This window comes from Thioalkalivibrio nitratireducens DSM 14787 (assembly GCF_000321415.2).
Taxonomy (GTDB): Bacteria; Pseudomonadota; Gammaproteobacteria; order Ectothiorhodospirales; family Ectothiorhodospiraceae; genus Thioalkalivibrio; species Thioalkalivibrio nitratireducens.
The window spans coordinates 3738136-3754406 of sequence record NC_019902.2 but is presented as its reverse complement, the minus strand read 5'-3'; the positions used below and the strand labels follow the sequence as shown (position 1 = coordinate 3754406).

19 protein-coding genes are annotated in these 16271 nt (G+C 64.4%); 12 read left to right on the top strand and 7 right to left on the bottom strand.

The annotated features are described in order from the left end of the window. Nucleotides 1-42 precede the first annotated feature (42 nt). From TVNIR_RS19920 to TVNIR_RS17140, 3 genes are all read left to right on the top strand, one after another. Nucleotides 43-195, top strand: a complete 153-nt coding sequence (locus TVNIR_RS19920) for a hypothetical protein (protein ID WP_015260341.1) — start codon at nt 43-45, stop codon at nt 193-195. Beyond that, a complete protein-coding gene (locus TVNIR_RS17145; RefSeq protein WP_015260340.1) occupies nt 192-725 on the top strand; it encodes a metallophosphoesterase family protein in 534 nt (177 codons plus the stop codon). The genes TVNIR_RS19920 and TVNIR_RS17145 overlap by 4 nt, the downstream gene beginning before the upstream one ends. A 475-nt stretch (nt 726-1200) precedes the next feature. Continuing rightward, complete coding sequence (locus TVNIR_RS17140; protein ID WP_043739895.1) at nt 1201-1806, top strand: CBS domain-containing protein; 606 nt, start codon at nt 1201-1203, stop codon at nt 1804-1806. Between the two features lie 406 nt (nt 1807-2212). Here TVNIR_RS17140 and sat read toward each other — a convergent pair whose 3' ends face one another. Next, the gene (gene sat / locus TVNIR_RS17135) at nt 2213-3406 is read right to left on the bottom strand and encodes a sulfate adenylyltransferase (protein ID WP_015260338.1); all 1194 of its coding nucleotides are present in this window, start codon (nt 3404-3406) and stop codon (nt 2213-2215) included. A gap of 624 nt (nt 3407-4030) precedes the next feature. On the opposite strand from sat, the gene TVNIR_RS17130 reads away from it, so the two are divergent. The 6 genes from TVNIR_RS17130 (at nt 4031) to TVNIR_RS20075 (ending at nt 8640) form a co-directional block, all read left to right on the top strand. Further along, nucleotides 4031-4807 carry a hypothetical protein gene (locus TVNIR_RS17130; protein WP_043740867.1) on the top strand — a complete coding sequence of 259 codons (777 nt, stop codon included), beginning with the start codon at nt 4031-4033 and terminating at the stop codon, nt 4805-4807. A 40-nt stretch (nt 4808-4847) separates the two neighbouring features. Continuing rightward, entirely contained in the window at nt 4848-5327 is a 480-nt protein-coding gene (aprB, locus tag TVNIR_RS17125; RefSeq protein ID WP_043739894.1) for an adenylyl-sulfate reductase subunit beta, read from the top strand. After that, on the top strand, nt 5327-7195 hold the full coding sequence (aprA, locus tag TVNIR_RS17120; protein WP_015260335.1) for an adenylyl-sulfate reductase subunit alpha: 1869 nt from the start codon (nt 5327-5329) through the stop codon (nt 7193-7195). The genes aprB and aprA overlap by 1 nt, the downstream gene beginning before the upstream one ends. 125 nt (nt 7196-7320) lie before the next feature. Further along, nucleotides 7321-7713, top strand: a complete 393-nt coding sequence (locus tag TVNIR_RS17115; protein WP_006746310.1) for a hypothetical protein — start codon at nt 7321-7323, stop codon at nt 7711-7713. Between the two features lie 16 nt (nt 7714-7729). Continuing rightward, nucleotides 7730-8242 (top strand): FKBP-type peptidyl-prolyl cis-trans isomerase, encoded by a 513-nt coding sequence (locus TVNIR_RS17110; RefSeq protein WP_043739892.1) that lies wholly within the window; start codon nt 7730-7732, stop codon nt 8240-8242. A gap of 233 nt (nt 8243-8475) precedes the next feature. Then, nucleotides 8476-8640 carry a hypothetical protein gene (locus tag TVNIR_RS20075; RefSeq protein ID WP_006746308.1) on the top strand — a complete coding sequence of 55 codons (165 nt, stop codon included), beginning with the start codon at nt 8476-8478 and terminating at the stop codon, nt 8638-8640. 216 nt (nt 8641-8856) lie between these two features. On the opposite strand, the gene TVNIR_RS17105 is transcribed toward TVNIR_RS20075, so the two are convergent. Then, entirely contained in the window at nt 8857-10188 is a 1332-nt protein-coding gene (locus tag TVNIR_RS17105; protein WP_043739891.1) for a DEAD/DEAH box helicase, read from the bottom strand. Between the two features lie 119 nt (nt 10189-10307). Here TVNIR_RS17105 and trxA point away from each other — a divergent pair, with 119 nt between their 5' ends. Next, nucleotides 10308-10634 (top strand): thioredoxin TrxA, encoded by a 327-nt coding sequence (gene trxA / locus TVNIR_RS17100; protein ID WP_015260331.1) that lies wholly within the window; start codon nt 10308-10310, stop codon nt 10632-10634. Between the two features lie 207 nt (nt 10635-10841). Next, entirely contained in the window at nt 10842-12101 is a 1260-nt protein-coding gene (gene rho / locus TVNIR_RS17095) for a transcription termination factor Rho (protein ID WP_015260330.1), read from the top strand. 11 nt (nt 12102-12112) lie between these two features. Here the strand turns inward: rho and TVNIR_RS17090 are convergent, their stop codons facing one another. The 5 genes from TVNIR_RS17090 to rph all read right to left on the bottom strand — a co-directional run bounded on the left by TVNIR_RS17090 (nt 12113) and on the right by rph (nt 15228). Then, complete coding sequence (locus tag TVNIR_RS17090; RefSeq protein WP_015260329.1) at nt 12113-12394, bottom strand: transcriptional antiterminator, Rof; 282 nt, start codon at nt 12392-12394, stop codon at nt 12113-12115. Continuing rightward, nucleotides 12391-12588, bottom strand: coding sequence for a CPXCG motif-containing cysteine-rich protein (locus tag TVNIR_RS17085; RefSeq protein WP_015260328.1), 198 nt, complete (start codon nt 12586-12588; stop codon nt 12391-12393). The genes TVNIR_RS17090 and TVNIR_RS17085 overlap by 4 nt, the downstream gene beginning before the upstream one ends. Continuing rightward, nucleotides 12572-13786 carry a radical SAM family heme chaperone HemW gene (hemW, locus tag TVNIR_RS17080; RefSeq protein ID WP_015260327.1) on the bottom strand — a complete coding sequence of 405 codons (1215 nt, stop codon included), beginning with the start codon at nt 13784-13786 and terminating at the stop codon, nt 12572-12574. Before hemW ends, TVNIR_RS17085 begins: the two co-directional genes overlap by 17 nt. Before the next feature lie 64 nt (nt 13787-13850). Next, nucleotides 13851-14462: an RdgB/HAM1 family non-canonical purine NTP pyrophosphatase gene (rdgB, locus tag TVNIR_RS17075; RefSeq protein ID WP_015260326.1), complete on the bottom strand. Its 612-nt coding sequence runs from the start codon at nt 14460-14462 to the stop codon at nt 13851-13853. Between the two features lie 49 nt (nt 14463-14511). Beyond that, nucleotides 14512-15228, bottom strand: a complete 717-nt coding sequence (rph, locus tag TVNIR_RS17070; protein WP_015260325.1) for a ribonuclease PH — start codon at nt 15226-15228, stop codon at nt 14512-14514. A 110-nt stretch (nt 15229-15338) separates the two neighbouring features. Between rph and TVNIR_RS17065 the strand changes: the two genes are divergently transcribed. After that, nucleotides 15339-16205, top strand: a complete 867-nt coding sequence (locus TVNIR_RS17065; RefSeq protein WP_043739890.1) for a YicC/YloC family endoribonuclease — start codon at nt 15339-15341, stop codon at nt 16203-16205. Nucleotides 16206-16271: the final 66 nt, after the last annotated feature.

Here is a 16271-nt window from a genome sequence, read left to right as displayed (position 1 = left end):
CAATTTTTTTTATCCATCCATAAGCACCCAAGGAATGTGGACATGGCTGAGCCGTTCGCCGGCTTCACCCGACACGAGAGTCAAATCGCTACCCGGATCCCGTTCGGACGCTACGTGCGGGGCAAGCCGATGAAGGCCGTGGTCGCCAGCGTCGGCGGGGTGGACGCGGACGATGGCGGGCGGGTTGGTCTATGAAGATTTGCATCGTATCGGACAGTCACGACCGCGGCCCGATGCTGGCGCGGGCGATCGAGGCCGGTGCCGCCGAGGGTGCCGAAGCGGTGATCCACTGCGGCGATCTGATCGGCGGCAATACGCTGAGGGCGTCGCTGAAGCTGGGCCTGCCGATCCACGCGGTGCACGGCAACAACCTCGGCGACCCGGTGGCGATCTCGCGCATTGCGCACCAGTCCAATGGCCTGCTGACCTATTACGGGCACGACGGCATCATTACCCTGGGCGGTCGCCACATCTTTGTAACCCATTACCCTCATTATGCCCACGCGATGGCCTGCACGGGCGACTACGATCTCGTGTGTTGCGGGCACAGTCACGAGCCCGAGATACGGCAGCAACCGCATGTGAAGAACGGCTCGACCTGGGTCGTGAACCCCGGCACCGTGGCCGGTCTTGGTGCTCCCGAGGCCACCTGGGCGCTGGGAGACCTCGACAGCATGGCTTTCGAGATCCGCCTGACGCCGGCGGTGGAGCACGCGAAGGCCTGACGCTGAGGCGGGACGGCACCCGATGCCGCCCGGTCGCGATACATTGCCCTGGCGGCATCTGGAACCACCGGCCGACACGCCGTCATCTATACTGTCAGGTTCGCGGCTGCTTGTTGGGTGTCGGACCATCCGGGGGCGCCCCGCGTATCGACCGAATCGGGCCTTCGGCGGCACCCGTCGTAATGCCCGGCGCCGTGACGATCCGGACCGGAGCCTACAGGGCGCCGAGTCGGCCCCGGATCACGGCACCGCGCGGAGCGTGACCGCCCCTTCCGGTTCCGCTGGGCGAGGCTCGCGGTTTGCAAGAGCGAGACGAGCAGGCAGGATGGCGCAAAATTCCCGATGGCGGTACTGTGGTTTTCCGAGTGGTTGACGCCTGCTTGCGGCGCGTGGGTCAACCGTCGGGCCTGAACGGCCACCCGATCGGGGCCGAGAATCTCGAGTAGTTCGCTGGCCAGACGAAGAAGGAGTCACGATGACGAGCGATAGCCCTCACAAACCCTTGCCATCACACAAAGCCCTGCCCGGGACCATGTTGCAGCAGCCCACCGAGGCCCCGCCGCTGGTCACCGTCTCTTCCTCGGCACTGTGCGTGATGACCGATTTCCGGAAGGTGCCGGTCGCGACGATCGGCCCGACTGCAACGCTGAACGAGGCGACCGAGGCGATGATCAAGCGGGGTGTCCGCCTGCTGCTGGTCGTTGACGAGATGGATAACGTCGTCGGCCTGATTACCGCGCGCGACACCCAGGGCGAGAGGCCGATCCAGCTGATCCATGAGCACGGGGGACGGTACGGTGATCTGCAGGTGCGCGACCTGATGGCGCCTGTGGATGCCATCGACCTGCTGGACATGTCCCGGGTGATGCGGGCGGAGGTGGGTGACATCGTCGCAACGCTGAAGGACTGGGGGCGTCAGCACGCGCTGGTAGGCGAGATCGATCCGAAATCGGGAGCGAATCGCATCCGCGGCATGTTCTCGGCGACGCAGATCGGTCGCCAGCTCGGGCTTCCGGTCCAGACCTTCGATGTCGCACGGACCTTCGCCGAGATCCAGGCCGCTCTGTCGAGAGAGTATTGATCAGCCTTCCCCGGCACCGGGGAGGGCTGATCCCCCAACCCACCGACCAGGCACTGCCGTGCCCGGTGCCGGGCGCGCGACCCGTTCCCTTGGATTGCGCTGATCCGCGACCCCGCGTGTCCTTCGTTGTTTCGCGGCCTCGAATCAACCCGCGCCAGCACCAGACGAGCCACAGAAGGCGCGGGAACACACCCAAGTGGTATTGAACCCGTTATGGAAACGCTGAACAAGGGGGCCTGTCATTGCGAGCGAAGCGCGGCAATCCAAGCGGCGTCAACGAAATCATTGCCTTATGGACCGCCACATCGCTTCGCTCCTCGCGATGAGGAATTAATCAGCGCTTCCTTATGTTTTCCCGGGCTTTCCGTGCCTTTCCGTGGCTGATTCCCACTTCAGCAGAAGGGGGTTACTTCTGGTTCAGGTTCTGGTAGTAATCCATCAGGATCTGCGCCACTTCAGGCCGGGAGAACTCGGGCGGAGGGGCCTCGCCACGCCCCAGCATCTCCCGTACCTTGGTGCCGGACAGGAGCACGAAGTCTTCCTTGGTGTGGTCGGGCACGTCGCGCATCATCACCACGCGGTTGAGTTTCTTGGAGTACGCGGTGTGGTCGGCGCGGAAGATTTCGATGTCGAGTGCGTCGGGCGGCACTTCGCTGTCGAATATGGTCTGGGCATCGAAGGCCCCATAGTAGTCGCCGACCCCCGCGTGGTCGCGGCCGATGATGAAATGGGTCGCCCCCATGTTCTGTCGGAACAATGCGTGGAGGACTGCCTCACGCGGCCCTGCATAGAGCATGTCGAAGCCGTAGCCGGTGATCATCACGGTGTTGGGGGGGAAGTAGAGCTCGGCCATTTTGCGAATCGCGGCATCACGCACCGGGGCCGGGATGTCGCCGGGCTTGAGCTTGCCAAGCAGCATGTGGATCACCACGCCGTCGGCCTCGAGCTGGTCCATCGCCATTCGGCACAGCTCCTCGTGGGCGCGGTGCATCGGGTTGCGGGTCTGGAAGGCGACCACCTTGTTCCAGCCGCGCTCGGTGATCTCGTTGCGGATCTCGACGGCGGTGCGGAAGGTGTCCGGGAAGTCATCCTGGAAATAAGAGAAGTGCAGCACCTCTATCGGGCCGGAGACGCAGACACGGCCGACGCTGTTGAAGGCGGCGACACCGGGATGTTCGCGGTCGGTGGTGCCGTAGACCTTCTCGGTGATGGTCGCCATCTGTTCGGCGGTGAACTCCTCGATCGCCTCGACCTCCTGGATCGCGAGGACCGGGTTGCCTTCCATGTTGGGATCGCGTAGCGCGATGCGCTTGGCGCCGCGGATGGCGTCGGCGTTCTCCAGCAGGTTGACCACCGGGACCGGGAAGAACAGGCCGGTGGTGGTCCGCATGTTTTCGGCGCAGCCCATTGCGTCGGCGACATCCATGAAGCCGTTTAGCGGGGTGAAGTAGCCGCCCCCCAACATCACGGCGTTGCCGGCAGCAGCAGAGCTGATCATTACGGAGGGGAGGGTTTCGGCCTCTTTCATGAGGGCGTGATGTCTTTCGGTATCGTAGACGAAGAGGGGCTTCAGGGTATCCGCGCCATGTGGCTTGATCATGGGGCTCTATCTCCTACCAACTATGGATGTTGAGATTGCTTGGATCAGCGGCACTGCCGCCGTGTATGGGGTGGCCAGGTCGCCTGCGACCGCGCCGGCCTGCACAAAGACAAGCGGCGGTAACGTAGCACAAGATGGAACATAACGGGCCAGGGATTTCAACCGGTCTGCCGGTTCCGGACTTATGGGTGGGCTCCGGCGCGTTCGTTAGTTCTCGCCGTGCGCGGCAGGAAAATCCTGACTTCGCATGGTGCCACCGACCCCGGACGATGTGGATTGGGCAGCGCGGATCTGCTGCGCTGGTCGGTCGGGCCCGGTGCCTCACGACTACCCGGTGGGCAGAAATCCCCCTGAACCCGGCGCCCCGCTGGTTCCGCCGCGATCCGGCCCGCCCGTTGCAGGTGGGCGGTCCGATCGGCCAACGTCGAGACCCGCGGTGCAAATCTGCTCACCGGGGCCCCCGCCCATAAGCTGCACTTATGCTAACGCAAATAACTTTGATTTGATCCCAAAATTGGAATGCAACAGACTCCGTGCGCCATTTCCGATACACCGAGGAGACCAGAGCCCGTGATCACAAGCAACCCCTTCGCCGAACTCGCCGCTGTCATTCCACCGGCCGTAATGCAGGTGTACGTCGTGCTGATGGTCGTCCTGGTAGTCGGCGGCACGATTCTCGACATGATGCACAAGAAGAGTGCCAAGTACTTCTTTGAGAACGCAAAGAAATCTCAGGAAAACGCGACTCGCACCGTCGGTGGCGGTGAGAAGGCCGGAATCGCGGTCAAGACGCTCGCGAACGAGGTGCTGACCTCGGGCGAGTTCGCGAACCCGCAGCGCCGGATGTCCCACCTGCTCACGATGTACGGCTTCATCATCTTTGCGGTTACCACCGCAATTCTGATCTTTGGCTATCCGGCGGATGCGGCGCCCGCGATCCTGCCGCTGCTGTGGCACCTTGGCGCCATTCTGCTGGCCGTAGGTGGCTACTGGTTCTGGTTCTTCATCCGCGTCGACGTATCTGCCGAGGGCCGTCCCTGGTACCGGCTGGCGCGTGCTGACCTGTTCATCGTCTCGCTGCTGACGACTGCAACATTCGCGATCCTGTGGTCGCTCACCCAGGGCGCCGGCACCATTGGCTGGCTGTTCTTCGTCCTGTTCGTGGCGGCCACCACCACGCTGTTCGCCACGGTCTACTGGTCCAAGTTCGCGCACATGTTCTTCAAGCCCGCCGCGGCCTATCAGAAGCGCCTTACCCGGGCCGATGGTTCCGCAGAAAACCTGCCGACCCTGACCCGCGACGATCCCGAGCAGCAGAAGCGGCATTCGATGGAACTGCTGCGCGATGCTCCGATGGATATGGGCCTGGGCATCAAGCGTGAAGCGCCTAACCACTACTGAGTCATTCAGCTGATCAACAGCATTCTGATCGAGGATTGTCATGCCAACTTTCGTCTATATGACCCGCTGCGATGGCTGTGGGCACTGCGTCGACATCTGCCCGTCGGACATCATGCATATCGACCCGACCTATCGTCGTGCATACAACATCGAACCCAACATGTGCTGGGAATGTTTCTCCTGCGTCAAGGCCTGCCCGCATCACGCTATCGACGTGCGCGGTTACGCCGACTTCGCCCCGCTCGGGCACAGCGTTCGGGTGCATCGCGATGAGGAGCGCGGCACCATCGGATGGAAAATCAAGTTCCGGGACGGCAGGGAAAAGAACTTCCTGTCGCCGATCACGACCAAGCCCTGGGGCAAGCACATTCCGAAACTCGCGGACGTGCCCGGGCCGGACAAGACCGCCCGCGAAAGCCAGCTGCTGTTCAACGAGCCCAACTACATCCGCATGGATGACGGGGATCTGTATACGCTGGAGACCGCCGGCCTCAAGCTGAAAGAAGGGGTGTACTACTAATGGCTTATAAGACTATCGTCGAAGACAACATCGACATCCTGGTCTGTGGCGCCGGCCTGGGCGGCACGGGCGCAGCCTTTGAAGCCAGGTATTGGGGCCAGGACAAGAAAATCATCATCGCCGAAAAAGCCAATATCGATCGCTCCGGCGCGGTCGCCCAGGGGCTGTACGCAATCAACTGCTACATGGGAACCCGCTGGGGCGAGAACAACCCCGAGGACCACGTACGCTACGCCCGCATCGACCTGATGGGTATGGTGCGCGAGGACCTGCTGTTCGACATGGCGCGCCACGTCGACTCCGCGGTGCACCAGTTCGAGGAATGGGGCCTGCCGCTGATGCGCGATCCCAAGACGGGTGCCTATCAGCGCGAAGGGCGCTGGCAGATCATGATTCACGGCGAGTCCTACAAGCCGATCGTCGCCGAGGCTGCGAAGAAGTCCGCGGACCAGGTCTACAACCGGATCTGCGTTACGCACCTGCTGATGGACGAATCCAAGGAAAACCGGGTCGCCGGCGCCGTTGGCTTCAACGTGCGCACCGGGAACTACCACGTGTTCAAGTCGAAGGCGGTGATCGTCGGTGCCGGTGGCGCATCCATGATCTTCAAGCCGCGTTCGGTCGGTGAGGGTGCCGGTCGCGTGTGGTATGCGCCGTGGTCGTCGGGCTCTGCCTATGGGCTGCTGATCAACGCCGGCGCCAAGATGACCCAGATGGAAAACCGCATCGTGCTGGCGCGCTTCAAGGACGGCTACGGCCCGGTGGGCGCGTACTTCCTGCACCTGAAGACCTACACGCAGAATGGTTTGGGTGAAGAGTACGAGTCCAAGTGGTGGCCCGAGCTGCAGGAAATGGTCGGCAAGGAATACCTGGATCCGGAAGTGTCGCACCGGACGCATCGCCCGATCCCGACCTGCCTGCGTAACCATGCGTTCATCAGCGAAGTGAACGCGGGTCGTGGCCCGATTCACATGATCACCATGGAAGCCTTCCAGGATCCGCATCTCGAAGAAGTGGGCTGGGAGAACTTCCTTGGAATGACCGTTGGCCAGGCCGTGCTGTGGGCGGCGACCGACGTCGATCCGAAGAACGAAAACCCCGAGCTGACCACGTCGGAACCGTACGTGATGGGTTCTCACGCCACCGGTTGTGGCGCGTGGTGCTCCGGCCCCGAGGACGTGTCGCCCCCCGAGTATTTCTGGGGCTACAACCGCATGACCAGCGTGGAAGGCCTGTTCGGCGCTGGCGACGCGGTGGGCGGCACCCCGCACGCGTTCTCGTCCGGCTCGTTCACCGAAGGGCGTTTGGCCGCGAAGGCTGCGTGCAAGTACATCGATGACGGCAAGGCGCAGGGCATCCGGGTCTCCGACAAGCAGATCAACGATCTGAAGGAAGAGATCTACAAGCCGATGGAGCACTACAAGGTCTACCATAATGAAGTGGTTGCCGGCTCGGTGAACCCGAACTTCATCAATCCGCGGCAGGGCCTGGACCGCCTGCAGAAGCTGATGGACGAATACTGCGGTGGCGTGACGGTCAGCTATATGACCAACGAAAAGCTGCTCCACATCGGACTCAAGAAGATGAAGGTTCTCGAAGAGGATCTGGAGAAGCTGGCCGCCGAGGACGTCCACGAGCTGCTGCGTGCCTGGGAACTCAAGCACCGTTTGCGCACCGCCGAAAGCGTGTTCCATCACACGCTGTTCCGCAAGGAAACGCGCTGGCCGGGTTACTACTACCGTGGCGACGCCATGAAACTCGACGACGAGAACTGGCATGTGCTGACCGTCTCCCGTCGCGATCCGAAGACGGGCGAGTACACCATGGAAAAGGCACCGTGCTACCACTTGGTCGGCAAGGACGACTGACCGGAAGCCGCGGCGGGGCCGGGATCGGCCCCGCCGCCCTTGGCAGGACCGGCAAGGGCCGGCGCCGATGCGCGCCGGTCCTTGCTGGCCGTTCCGTCCGCGACTGATTACAGGGCTCTTTTGACATGACGACTGCAGGTGACGCTCCGGTAACGAAGGAGACGTCAACGAATATTACCGAGCTTTCCGATGACCAGATCACCGAAATCGCCCACCCCATGTGGGGCGACCTGGTCAAGTATTCCAACAAGGGCCAGTACGGGAAGTTCGTCCGGAAGTTCTCCTACAACCTGCTGTTCGGCCTCAACGAGGTGGAAGTGGGCAAGCAGTTCGCGAAGAGCGAACTGACGCGTAACCTGAGCGAGGACTGGGACTACCTTGGGATCATCCGCCGTGGCGAACACGTTACGGTATTGTACCGGGTCCGAAGCAACAAGAAGGAAGGCGAGTGGCTCGGACGGATGGTGCTTGGCTACGAGCAGGGAGAAGTGCGCATCTTTGGCGCGTCCATTTTCTGACAGTGCAGGCTGAGCAATGACAAAAGACGTAATCGAGCCGAACAAGTACGTGGAGCTGACCTACAAGGTCATCGACGCGAAATCTGGCCAGACTCTGACGCTGGTCGAATTTCCGTTGGGCTACGTGCATGGCGTCAACGAGATTCTTGCGCCGCGGGTGATGGCCGAGTTGGAAGGCAAATCCGCGGGCGATACCATTGAAGTGCCGATCGACTGCAACGAGATTTACGGGCCGCGCGATGAGTCTCTGGTGATCACCGATCGCATCGAGAACGTTCCTGAAGAATATCGCGAGGTGGGTACCGCGATCCTGATGGAAAACGATAAAGGTCAAACCAAGAACTTCCTGGTGACCCGCGTGGACGCGAGGACGATCACCATCGACGGCAACAACCCGCTATGCGGCAGGGAAGTGATCTTCAAGCTCGAGATTCAGTTGGTGCGTGATGCGACCGACGAAGAGATCGAGCATGGCGGCAAGGTGGAGACGGGTCCTGAAGTGAGCGGTGGGCGCGCCGTGCCCATCTGAAGCACAAGGGCCGGTTCGCGGGCTGAGCGCGAGCGAAGCCCGACGCGGGGACCGCGGATGGCAGTGCGCACCACCCGCGCGGGGCGACCTGCCGCGGCGAACGCACGCATGAACACTCTGCCCGCAACCGCGCCTGCCCGTACAGCGTTGCGAAAGTTCCGGTCTGTCAGTGAGCGTGGGGGGCTGACATCGGTGTTTTCATTCCCCCCTTTTCCAGTGAGACGAGGTGAAGCATGAGTCAAGCAACCCCAAAGAAGCGCCCGGCCGTTCCCGAGGGCAAGACGCGTTTCCTGACCACGCGGCAGAAGGCGCCGAACGAGAAAGGCTATGTGGGGTACGACACCATCTGGGAATCGTTTCAGAAAGAGGCCCCATATACCACGCCCAAGCGGCCCTGAACCCAGCGGTTGCGTGAACGGCCGCATGCGCGGCCGTTTTTTTTCGTTGGTGTTTGGCAGCAGATGACCGGCGCGTCCCACGGGTCTGCCTAGCCCTCGTTCCGCGCCAACGCCGGCGATGCGCGGTTCCCGGCCGCGTTCGGGAACCACCGCGCGGGTCGGGAGCTGGGATGTGTCGGTAGCGCCGCCAGCGTCTCGCGGCGCCGGACGGGTGGATCAGGAGCTGGGGGCAGGGCGGCGCGGCCGGCGGCCTCCACCGGGCCTGCCCGGTCCGCGGTCTGGCGTTCTGCCGCCCTCCCGGGCGCTGCCACGCGGCGCCCGCCCCCGGCGTTCGTCGGGTTTGCGCCGTGCGCGCGGAGGGGGGCGCTTCAAATCCGCCGGAAGATCCTCGGGGTAGAGCATTTCGGTCGGGATGCGGCGGCCTAGGTAGGCCTCGATGTCGGGCAGATAAAACGCGGAATCTTCGCAGCCGAAGCTGATGGCGTCACCTTCCGCGCCGGCGCGGGCGGTGCGGCCGATGCGGTGCACGTAGTCCTCGCCCGCTTGCGGGAGATCGAAGTTGAAGATGTGGGTCACGTCGGGGATGTGCAGGCCGCGGGCGGCGACATCGGTCGCGACGAGATAGCGGTACTTGCCTTCGGCGAACTGGGACAGCAGTCGGCTGCGCTTGGTCTGCGGCACGTCGCCCGAGAGCAGGGCGGCTTTCAGTTCGTTGGCGTTCAGCCAGTCGCAGACACGCTCGGCCCAGTGCTTGGTGTTCACGAACACGATCGCGCGCTCGGGCTGCAGCTTGCGGGCAAGGCCGATCAGCAACGGAATCTTCTGCTCGTTGGCCGGGTAGTAGATGACCTGGCGGATCCGGTCCGCGGTCACGGTCTCCGCCTGCGCCTGAACCTTTTCCGGGTTGTTCATGTGCTCGTAAGCCAGCTCCATCACCCGCCAGGACAGCGTGGCCGAGAACAGCATCGACTGGCGCTGGGTTGGTGGCGAGCAGCGCCGCAGCAGGTAGCGAATGTCCTTGATGAAGCCGAGGTCGAACATGCGGTCTGCTTCGTCGAGCACCACCACCTCGGTGCGTTTCAGGCCGAACACGCGCTGCTTGTGGTAGTCGATGATGCGGCCGGGCGTTCCGATCAGCACGTCGGCCCCCGCCTGCAGTTGTTCGCGCTGCTGTTCATAGCCAGTGCCGCCGTAGGCGAGCGCGAACTTCAAGTCGGTGTGGGCGCCCAGCAGCAGGGCGTCCTTATGGATCTGGATCGCCAGCTCCCGTGTCGGTGCCAGCACCAGCATGCGCACATCGTCGCGGCGCCGGTCCGGCGGCGGGGGATGTCGCAATAGCCGGTTGAACGCCGCCAGCAGGAACGCCGCCGTCTTGCCGGTGCCGGTCTGGGCCTGGCCGGCGACGTCGTGGCCCGCCAGCGCGATCGGCAGGGTCAGCGCCTGGATTGGCGTGCAGTATTCGAAGCCGGCTTTCCGGATGCCCTGCAGGACCGCTTCGGGCAGATCGAGATCGGCGCAGCGGCTGCGCTCCGGGGTCGTATCGGTCATGGATTTTCCAGGGGCAGAAACTGCCGGTTCACTTGAATTCACCTGCGATTGTGTTCGATAGTAGCGGGCGTGAGCGGACCCGCGTTCCGCGCCCCGCAGCCCATTGACGAGGATTCGGAGTGAGCGAAAACATTCATCATATCTCGGACGCCAGTTTCGAGGAGGACGTTCTCAAATCGGACCGGCCGGTGCTGGTCGACTACTGGGCCGAGTGGTGCGGCCCGTGCAAGATGATCGCCCCGATCCTGGACGAGATTGCTCAAGAATACGATGGCAAACTCAAGGTTGCCAAACTCAACATCGACGAGAACCCCGGGACGCCACCCCGGTACGGGATCCGCGGGATCCCCACGCTGATGCTGTTCAAGGATGGCGACGTCGAGGCGACCAAGGTCGGCGCACTGAGCAAGTCGCAGCTGACCGCGTTCCTCGACCAGCACCTCTGACCTGACACCGGCTGCGTCGGCGCGGCCGGTTCCGTGGCGCCGGGCCGGCAATGCCTGGCGCCGAGGCTTGCCTGGAGCGCCAAGCTCGCCTATATTCCGCGGGTGCGTCCGATTCGCGGCGCCTCCCGCCCCCTGCCAAGCCCATCGCGATCCGATCGATCGCCCGGCGATCCTGCACCTACTCACGTTGACGACAGCGCCCCCTCCATGAACCTGACCGAACTGAAGCAGAAGACTGCTGCCGAACTCGTGGCCTTTGCCGAGTCCCAGGGCATCGACAACATGTCCCGGGCGCGAAAACAGGACATCATCTTTTCCTTGCTGAAGGCTCACGCAAAGAACGGCGAGCCGATCTTTGGTGATGGGGTGCTGGAGATCCTGTCCGACGGCTTCGGATTCCTGCGCGGCGCGGACAGCTCTTACCTGGCGGGTCCGGACGATGTCTACGTATCGCCCAGCCAGATCCGGCGCTTCGGGCTGCGTACCGGAGATACCATCTCGGGCAAGATTCGCCCGCCGAAGGACAACGAGCGCTATTTCGCGCTGCTGAAGGTCTCCGAAATCAACTTCGAGCCGCCGGAGAATGCACGGCACAAGGTGCTGTTCGAGAACCTGACCCCGCTGCACCCGAACGCGCGCATGCGCATGGAGCGCGGCAACGGCTCCACCGAGGATATCACCGCCCGCGTGATCGATATGGTGGCACCGTTCGGCAAGGGCCAGCGCGGGCTGATCGTGTCGCCGCCGAAGGCCGGCAAGACGCTGATGCTGCAGAACATCGCGCAGAGCATCGCGACCAACTACCCGGACTGCTACCTGATCGTGCTTCTGATCGACGAGCGCCCGGAAGAGGTCACCGAGATGACGCGGATGGTGCAGGGCGAGGTTGTTTCCAGTACCTTCGACGAGCCGGCCACCCGCCACGTGCAGGTCGCCGAGATGGTGATCGAGAAGGCCAAGCGCCTGGTCGAGCACAAGCGCGATGTGGTCATCCTGCTCGACTCGATCACGCGTCTGGCGCGCGCGTACAACACCGTGGTGCCCAGCTCGGGCAAGGTGCTGACGGGTGGCGTCGATGCCAATGCCCTGCACCGCCCGAAGCGCTTTTTCGGCGCCGCTCGCAACATCGAGGAGGGGGGCAGCCTGACCATCCTCGCGACCGCGCTGGTGGACACGGGCTCCAAGATGGACGAGGTGATCTACGAGGAGTTCAAGGGCACCGGTAACATGGAGATCCACCTGGATCGACGCATCGCCGAGAAACGGGTCTACCCGGCGATCAATGTGAACCGCTCCGGTACCCGCCGCGAGGAACTGTTGACCGAACCCGACGAGCTCCAGAAACTGTGGATCCTGCGCAAGTTTCTGCACGGCATGGACGACCTCGAGGCGATGGAGTTCCTGCTCGGACGCATGCAGTCCAGCAAGACCAACGCCGACTTCTTCGACATGATGCGGCGCGCCTGAGACGCCGGACGCTACGGCCGGGATTTTGCGGCTGGCTCGACTTCGGCTGGCCCCAGCTCCGAAAAGTCGGTGATACGGTCCAGCCGCAGGAACCGGCGCCGGTGCAGCTGATCGCGCAGCACCAGGTATTCGCCATGGCGCCGTGTACGCAGATCCTCGGGGTACACCACCTCGAGATGGGTGACGGCCCGTCCGATCCAGCGCAGGCGCAGCGCGCGCCGGCGCACGATGGCCAGCTCCAGTTCCGAGTACCGCTCGCAGTCCATCGGCGAGTAGGGTGGCGGCCGTGTCATTCACCCTCCCGCCAGACTGCGATCTCGGGTTCTTCCCCGGAACCCGAATCGATGCGCCGGAACACGATCGGCGAGCAGCAGACCGCGCAGTCCTCGATCCATTCGCGTTCCCCGCTGACCATGTCGACGCTCGTTTCGCCCGGCTCGCCGCACCAGGGGCAGGGGTAACTGACGAATTCAACGGGGCGGGTCATGATCGTTCAGGAAAATCTGCAGCAGGTCGTTCAGGAGCTGCAGTCCTCGGGGGCTGGTGCGGAGCTGCCGTGGGTCGCGGCACAGCAGCCCGCGCTCGCGTGCCTCTTCCAGTTGCGGCGCGAGTGCCTTTGGAGTGAGCCCCGTGCGTTCCGGAAACAACTCCGCAGGTACGCCGGCGGTCAGGCGCAGCGCATTGAGCATGAACTCGAACGGCAGCGTCTCGCGTGCAACCGGGGTCGCGGTCATCGCGGCGGGGTCGCGCAGATAGGCCTCGGGCTGCCGAGGCTTCGCCAGGCGCCGGATGGTTCCGTTCGCCACGTCTGTCAGCTTGCCGTGGGCGCCCGCCCCGATGCCGAGGTAGTCGCCGAACTCCCAGTAGTTCAGGTTGTGCCGGCATTCGTTGCCTGTCTTCGCATAGGCTGAGACTTCATAGCGAGTATAGCCCGCGTCCTGCAGAAGGGACTGGCCGTGCGAGAACAGCGCGTCGACGGTCTCGTCGGCGGGAAGCGGCGGGGGGTGGGCCGCGAACAGGGTATTGGGCTCGAGTGTCAGCTGGTACCAGGAGACGTGGCTTGGGCCCGCGGCCACGGCCGTCCGGAGGTCGGTCAGGCCCTGTTCCAGCGACTGGCCGGGCAGCCCGAACATCAGGTCCAGATTCAGGTTTTCGAAGCCGGCGGCGTGAGCCTGGGCGATGGCGGCATGGGCATCGGCATCGTCATGAATCCGGCCGATCCGGGTCAGCATGCCGGGATCGAAGCTCTGGACGCCCAGCGACAGGCGGTTCACGCCCGCCTCGCGGTAGCCGCGGAAGAACCCGCGCTCGGCGGTCCCGGGGTTGGCCTCCAGCGTGATCTCGAGGTCCGGCCGCCAGGGCAGGCGCGCGCGCAGGCCGGCGAGCAGGCGGTCGATCGCCTCGGGCGAGAACAGGCTGGGGGTGCCGCCCCCGATAAAGATGCTCTCGAGCCGGCGACCCCAGACTGCCGGGAGCTGGGACTCGAGATCCCGCAGCAGGGCCTCAACGTAGTCCTCTTCGGGGAGATCGCCGCGGACCGCGTGCGAGTTGAAGTCGCAGTACGGGCACTTGCGCAGGCACCACGGCAGGTGCACGTAGAGCGCGAGCGGCGGCGGGTGCTGCAGCCACGACCCAGTGGCGGCAGGGGCGGACGCGCGGGTTCCGGTCGCCGCAGGGTTCGGCATGGCTCCGCTCCTCAGGTGGCGCGCTGCAATGGGCACGCGCCGTTGCCTGCACCACCCATGGGCATCAGCCGCGCGCCATGCGCCGGGTCAGCTGCGCCACCATCGCATTCAGCGCCTGGGCCCGGTGGCTGCGCCGGTTCTTCACCTGCTCCGGGACGTCCGCCGAGGTCCGTCCGTACTGCGGCAGAATGAAGATCGGGTCGTAGCCGAACCCTCCGTGGCCCGAGGGCTTGGTCGCGATCAGGCCCTCCCAGGTCCCTTCGGCCAGGATCGGAGACGGGTCCTCTGCGTGCGCGAGGAAGGCCATCACGCAGCGGAAGCGCGCGGTGCGCTGGGGGCGCGGCACGCCCGCCAGAGCCTCGAGCAGCTTTTCGTTGTTGTCGGTGTCGTCGGCGTCGGGGCCGGCATAGCGTGCGGAATAGATCCCCGGCTGCCCGTTCAGGGCGTCGACCTCGATCCCGGAGTCGTCGGCCAGCGCCGGCATGCCGGTATGCGCCGCCGCGTTCCGGGCCTTCAGGATCGCGTTTTCGACGAAGGTGAGTCCGGTCTCCTCGGCTTCGGGGACCGACCAGTGCGACTGCGGGATCAGCTCGATGCCGATCGGCTGCAGCAAGGTCGTGAATTCGCGGATCTTGCCGGGGTTGCCGGAGGCCAGCACGAGGGGGGTCATGTTCATCGGTTCTCTTGCTTCGTGGTCTGTCGGTCGTGACGGGCGTGACCGCCGCTCAGGCGGCCAGCGCTTCCTGCTGTTGCGCGATGATTTCGCGGATGCCTTTCTCGCCGAGCTCCAGCATCGTGTCGAGTTCGTCGCGGCGGAAGGCATGGCCTTCGGCGGTGCCCTGGATCTCGATCACGCCGCCGGCCTCGTTCATCACCAGGTTCATGTCGGTCTCCGCCTGCGAGTCCTCGTCGTAGTCGAGGTCCAGCACCGGCACGCCCTGGTAAATGCCCACCGAGATCGCGGCGAGTTGCCCGTGCACCGGGTTTCGTTTCAGCAGGCCGGACTTCAGGCAGCGCGCCACCGCGTCGCGCAGCGCGACATAGGCGCCGCTGATCGCGGCCGTGCGGGTGCCGCCGTCCGCCTGCAGCACGTCGCAGTCGATGATCACCTGGCGCTCGCCCAGCGCCTCGAGGTCGACCACCGCGCGCAGCGCCCGCCCGATCAGACGCTGGATCTCCATCGTCCGGCCCCCGAGCTTGCCGCGCGCCGCCTCGCGTACCATGCGGTCGTGGGTCGCGCGTGGCAGCATGCCATACTCCGCCGTGACCCAGCCACGACCCTTGCCCTTCAAAAACGGCGGTACCCGGGATTCAACGGTCGCGGTGCACAGCACACGGGTATCACCGAACTCCACCAACACCGAGCCTTCGGCATGGCGGGTGAAATGGCGGGTGAAGCGTACCGGACGCAACTGATCCGGCTGACGGCCGCTGGGGCGCATGAGCAGTCCTTGGGGCGTGAATGAAACCCGCTAGTATACGGGAGCCGATCGGTCTGCGGGGCTACAATGGCGCTTCTCATGTTTAGGATTCGTTCCAGAAGGGGGGCTAGATGATAGCCAGCATGACCGGATTCGCGCGCCACGCGCTGGAGGTCGAGGGCCAGTCGCTGGTCTGGGAACTGCGCAGCGTGAATCATCGCTACCTCGACCTTCGCCTGCAGATCCCGGAGGCGCTCCGCGAACTGGAGCCGGAGTTGCGGACCGCGTTCCAGCAGGCCGTCGCGCGCGGCAAGGTCGATGCGCAGCTGCGCGTCGAGGCGGCCCGGGCGGACGCGCAGGTCGCATTCGATGCGGGGCGTGCGAAGGCATTGATCGACGCCATTGGCGAGATCGACCACATGATGGTGAACGGCGCCCGGGTCTCGCCGCTGGAGATCCTGGGCTGGCCGGGCGTGCTCGAGCCGCCGGGCAGCCCCGATGCCGAAATACTGCGCGACGCGGTGCTGCAGGGGCTGCGCGCGGCAATTGCGGATCTGAATGCGATGCGGACCGCCGAGGGCGAAGGGTTGTGCCAGCTGCTCGAACAGCGCCTCGAAGCCCTTGTCGCACAGGTGGCGCAGATTCGCGAACGCCGTCCGGCGATCGTGCACGAACAGCGCGAGCGACTGCAGGCGAGGATCGCGGAACTCGATCTGATACTGGATCCCCAGCGTCTCGAACAGGAGGTGGCGCTGCTTGCACAGCGGCTCGACGTGGACGAGGAGCTCGATCGCCTCGACGGCCATGTGGCCGCGATGCGGGAGATCCTCGAGCGCGATGAGCCGGTGGGGCGCAGGCTCGATTTCCTGATGCAGGAGTTCAACCGGGAGGCGAATACCCTGGGTTCGAAGTCACACGACCTGGACACCACGCGGGCGGCGATGGAGATGAAGGTGCTGATCGAGCAGATGCGCGAACAGGTCCAGAACGTCGAATAGCACCGCCCCGAGGCCTTGAAAAAACCGGCGTGCGGCCCCACGTTCGTGACAGGAAAACGAGATACC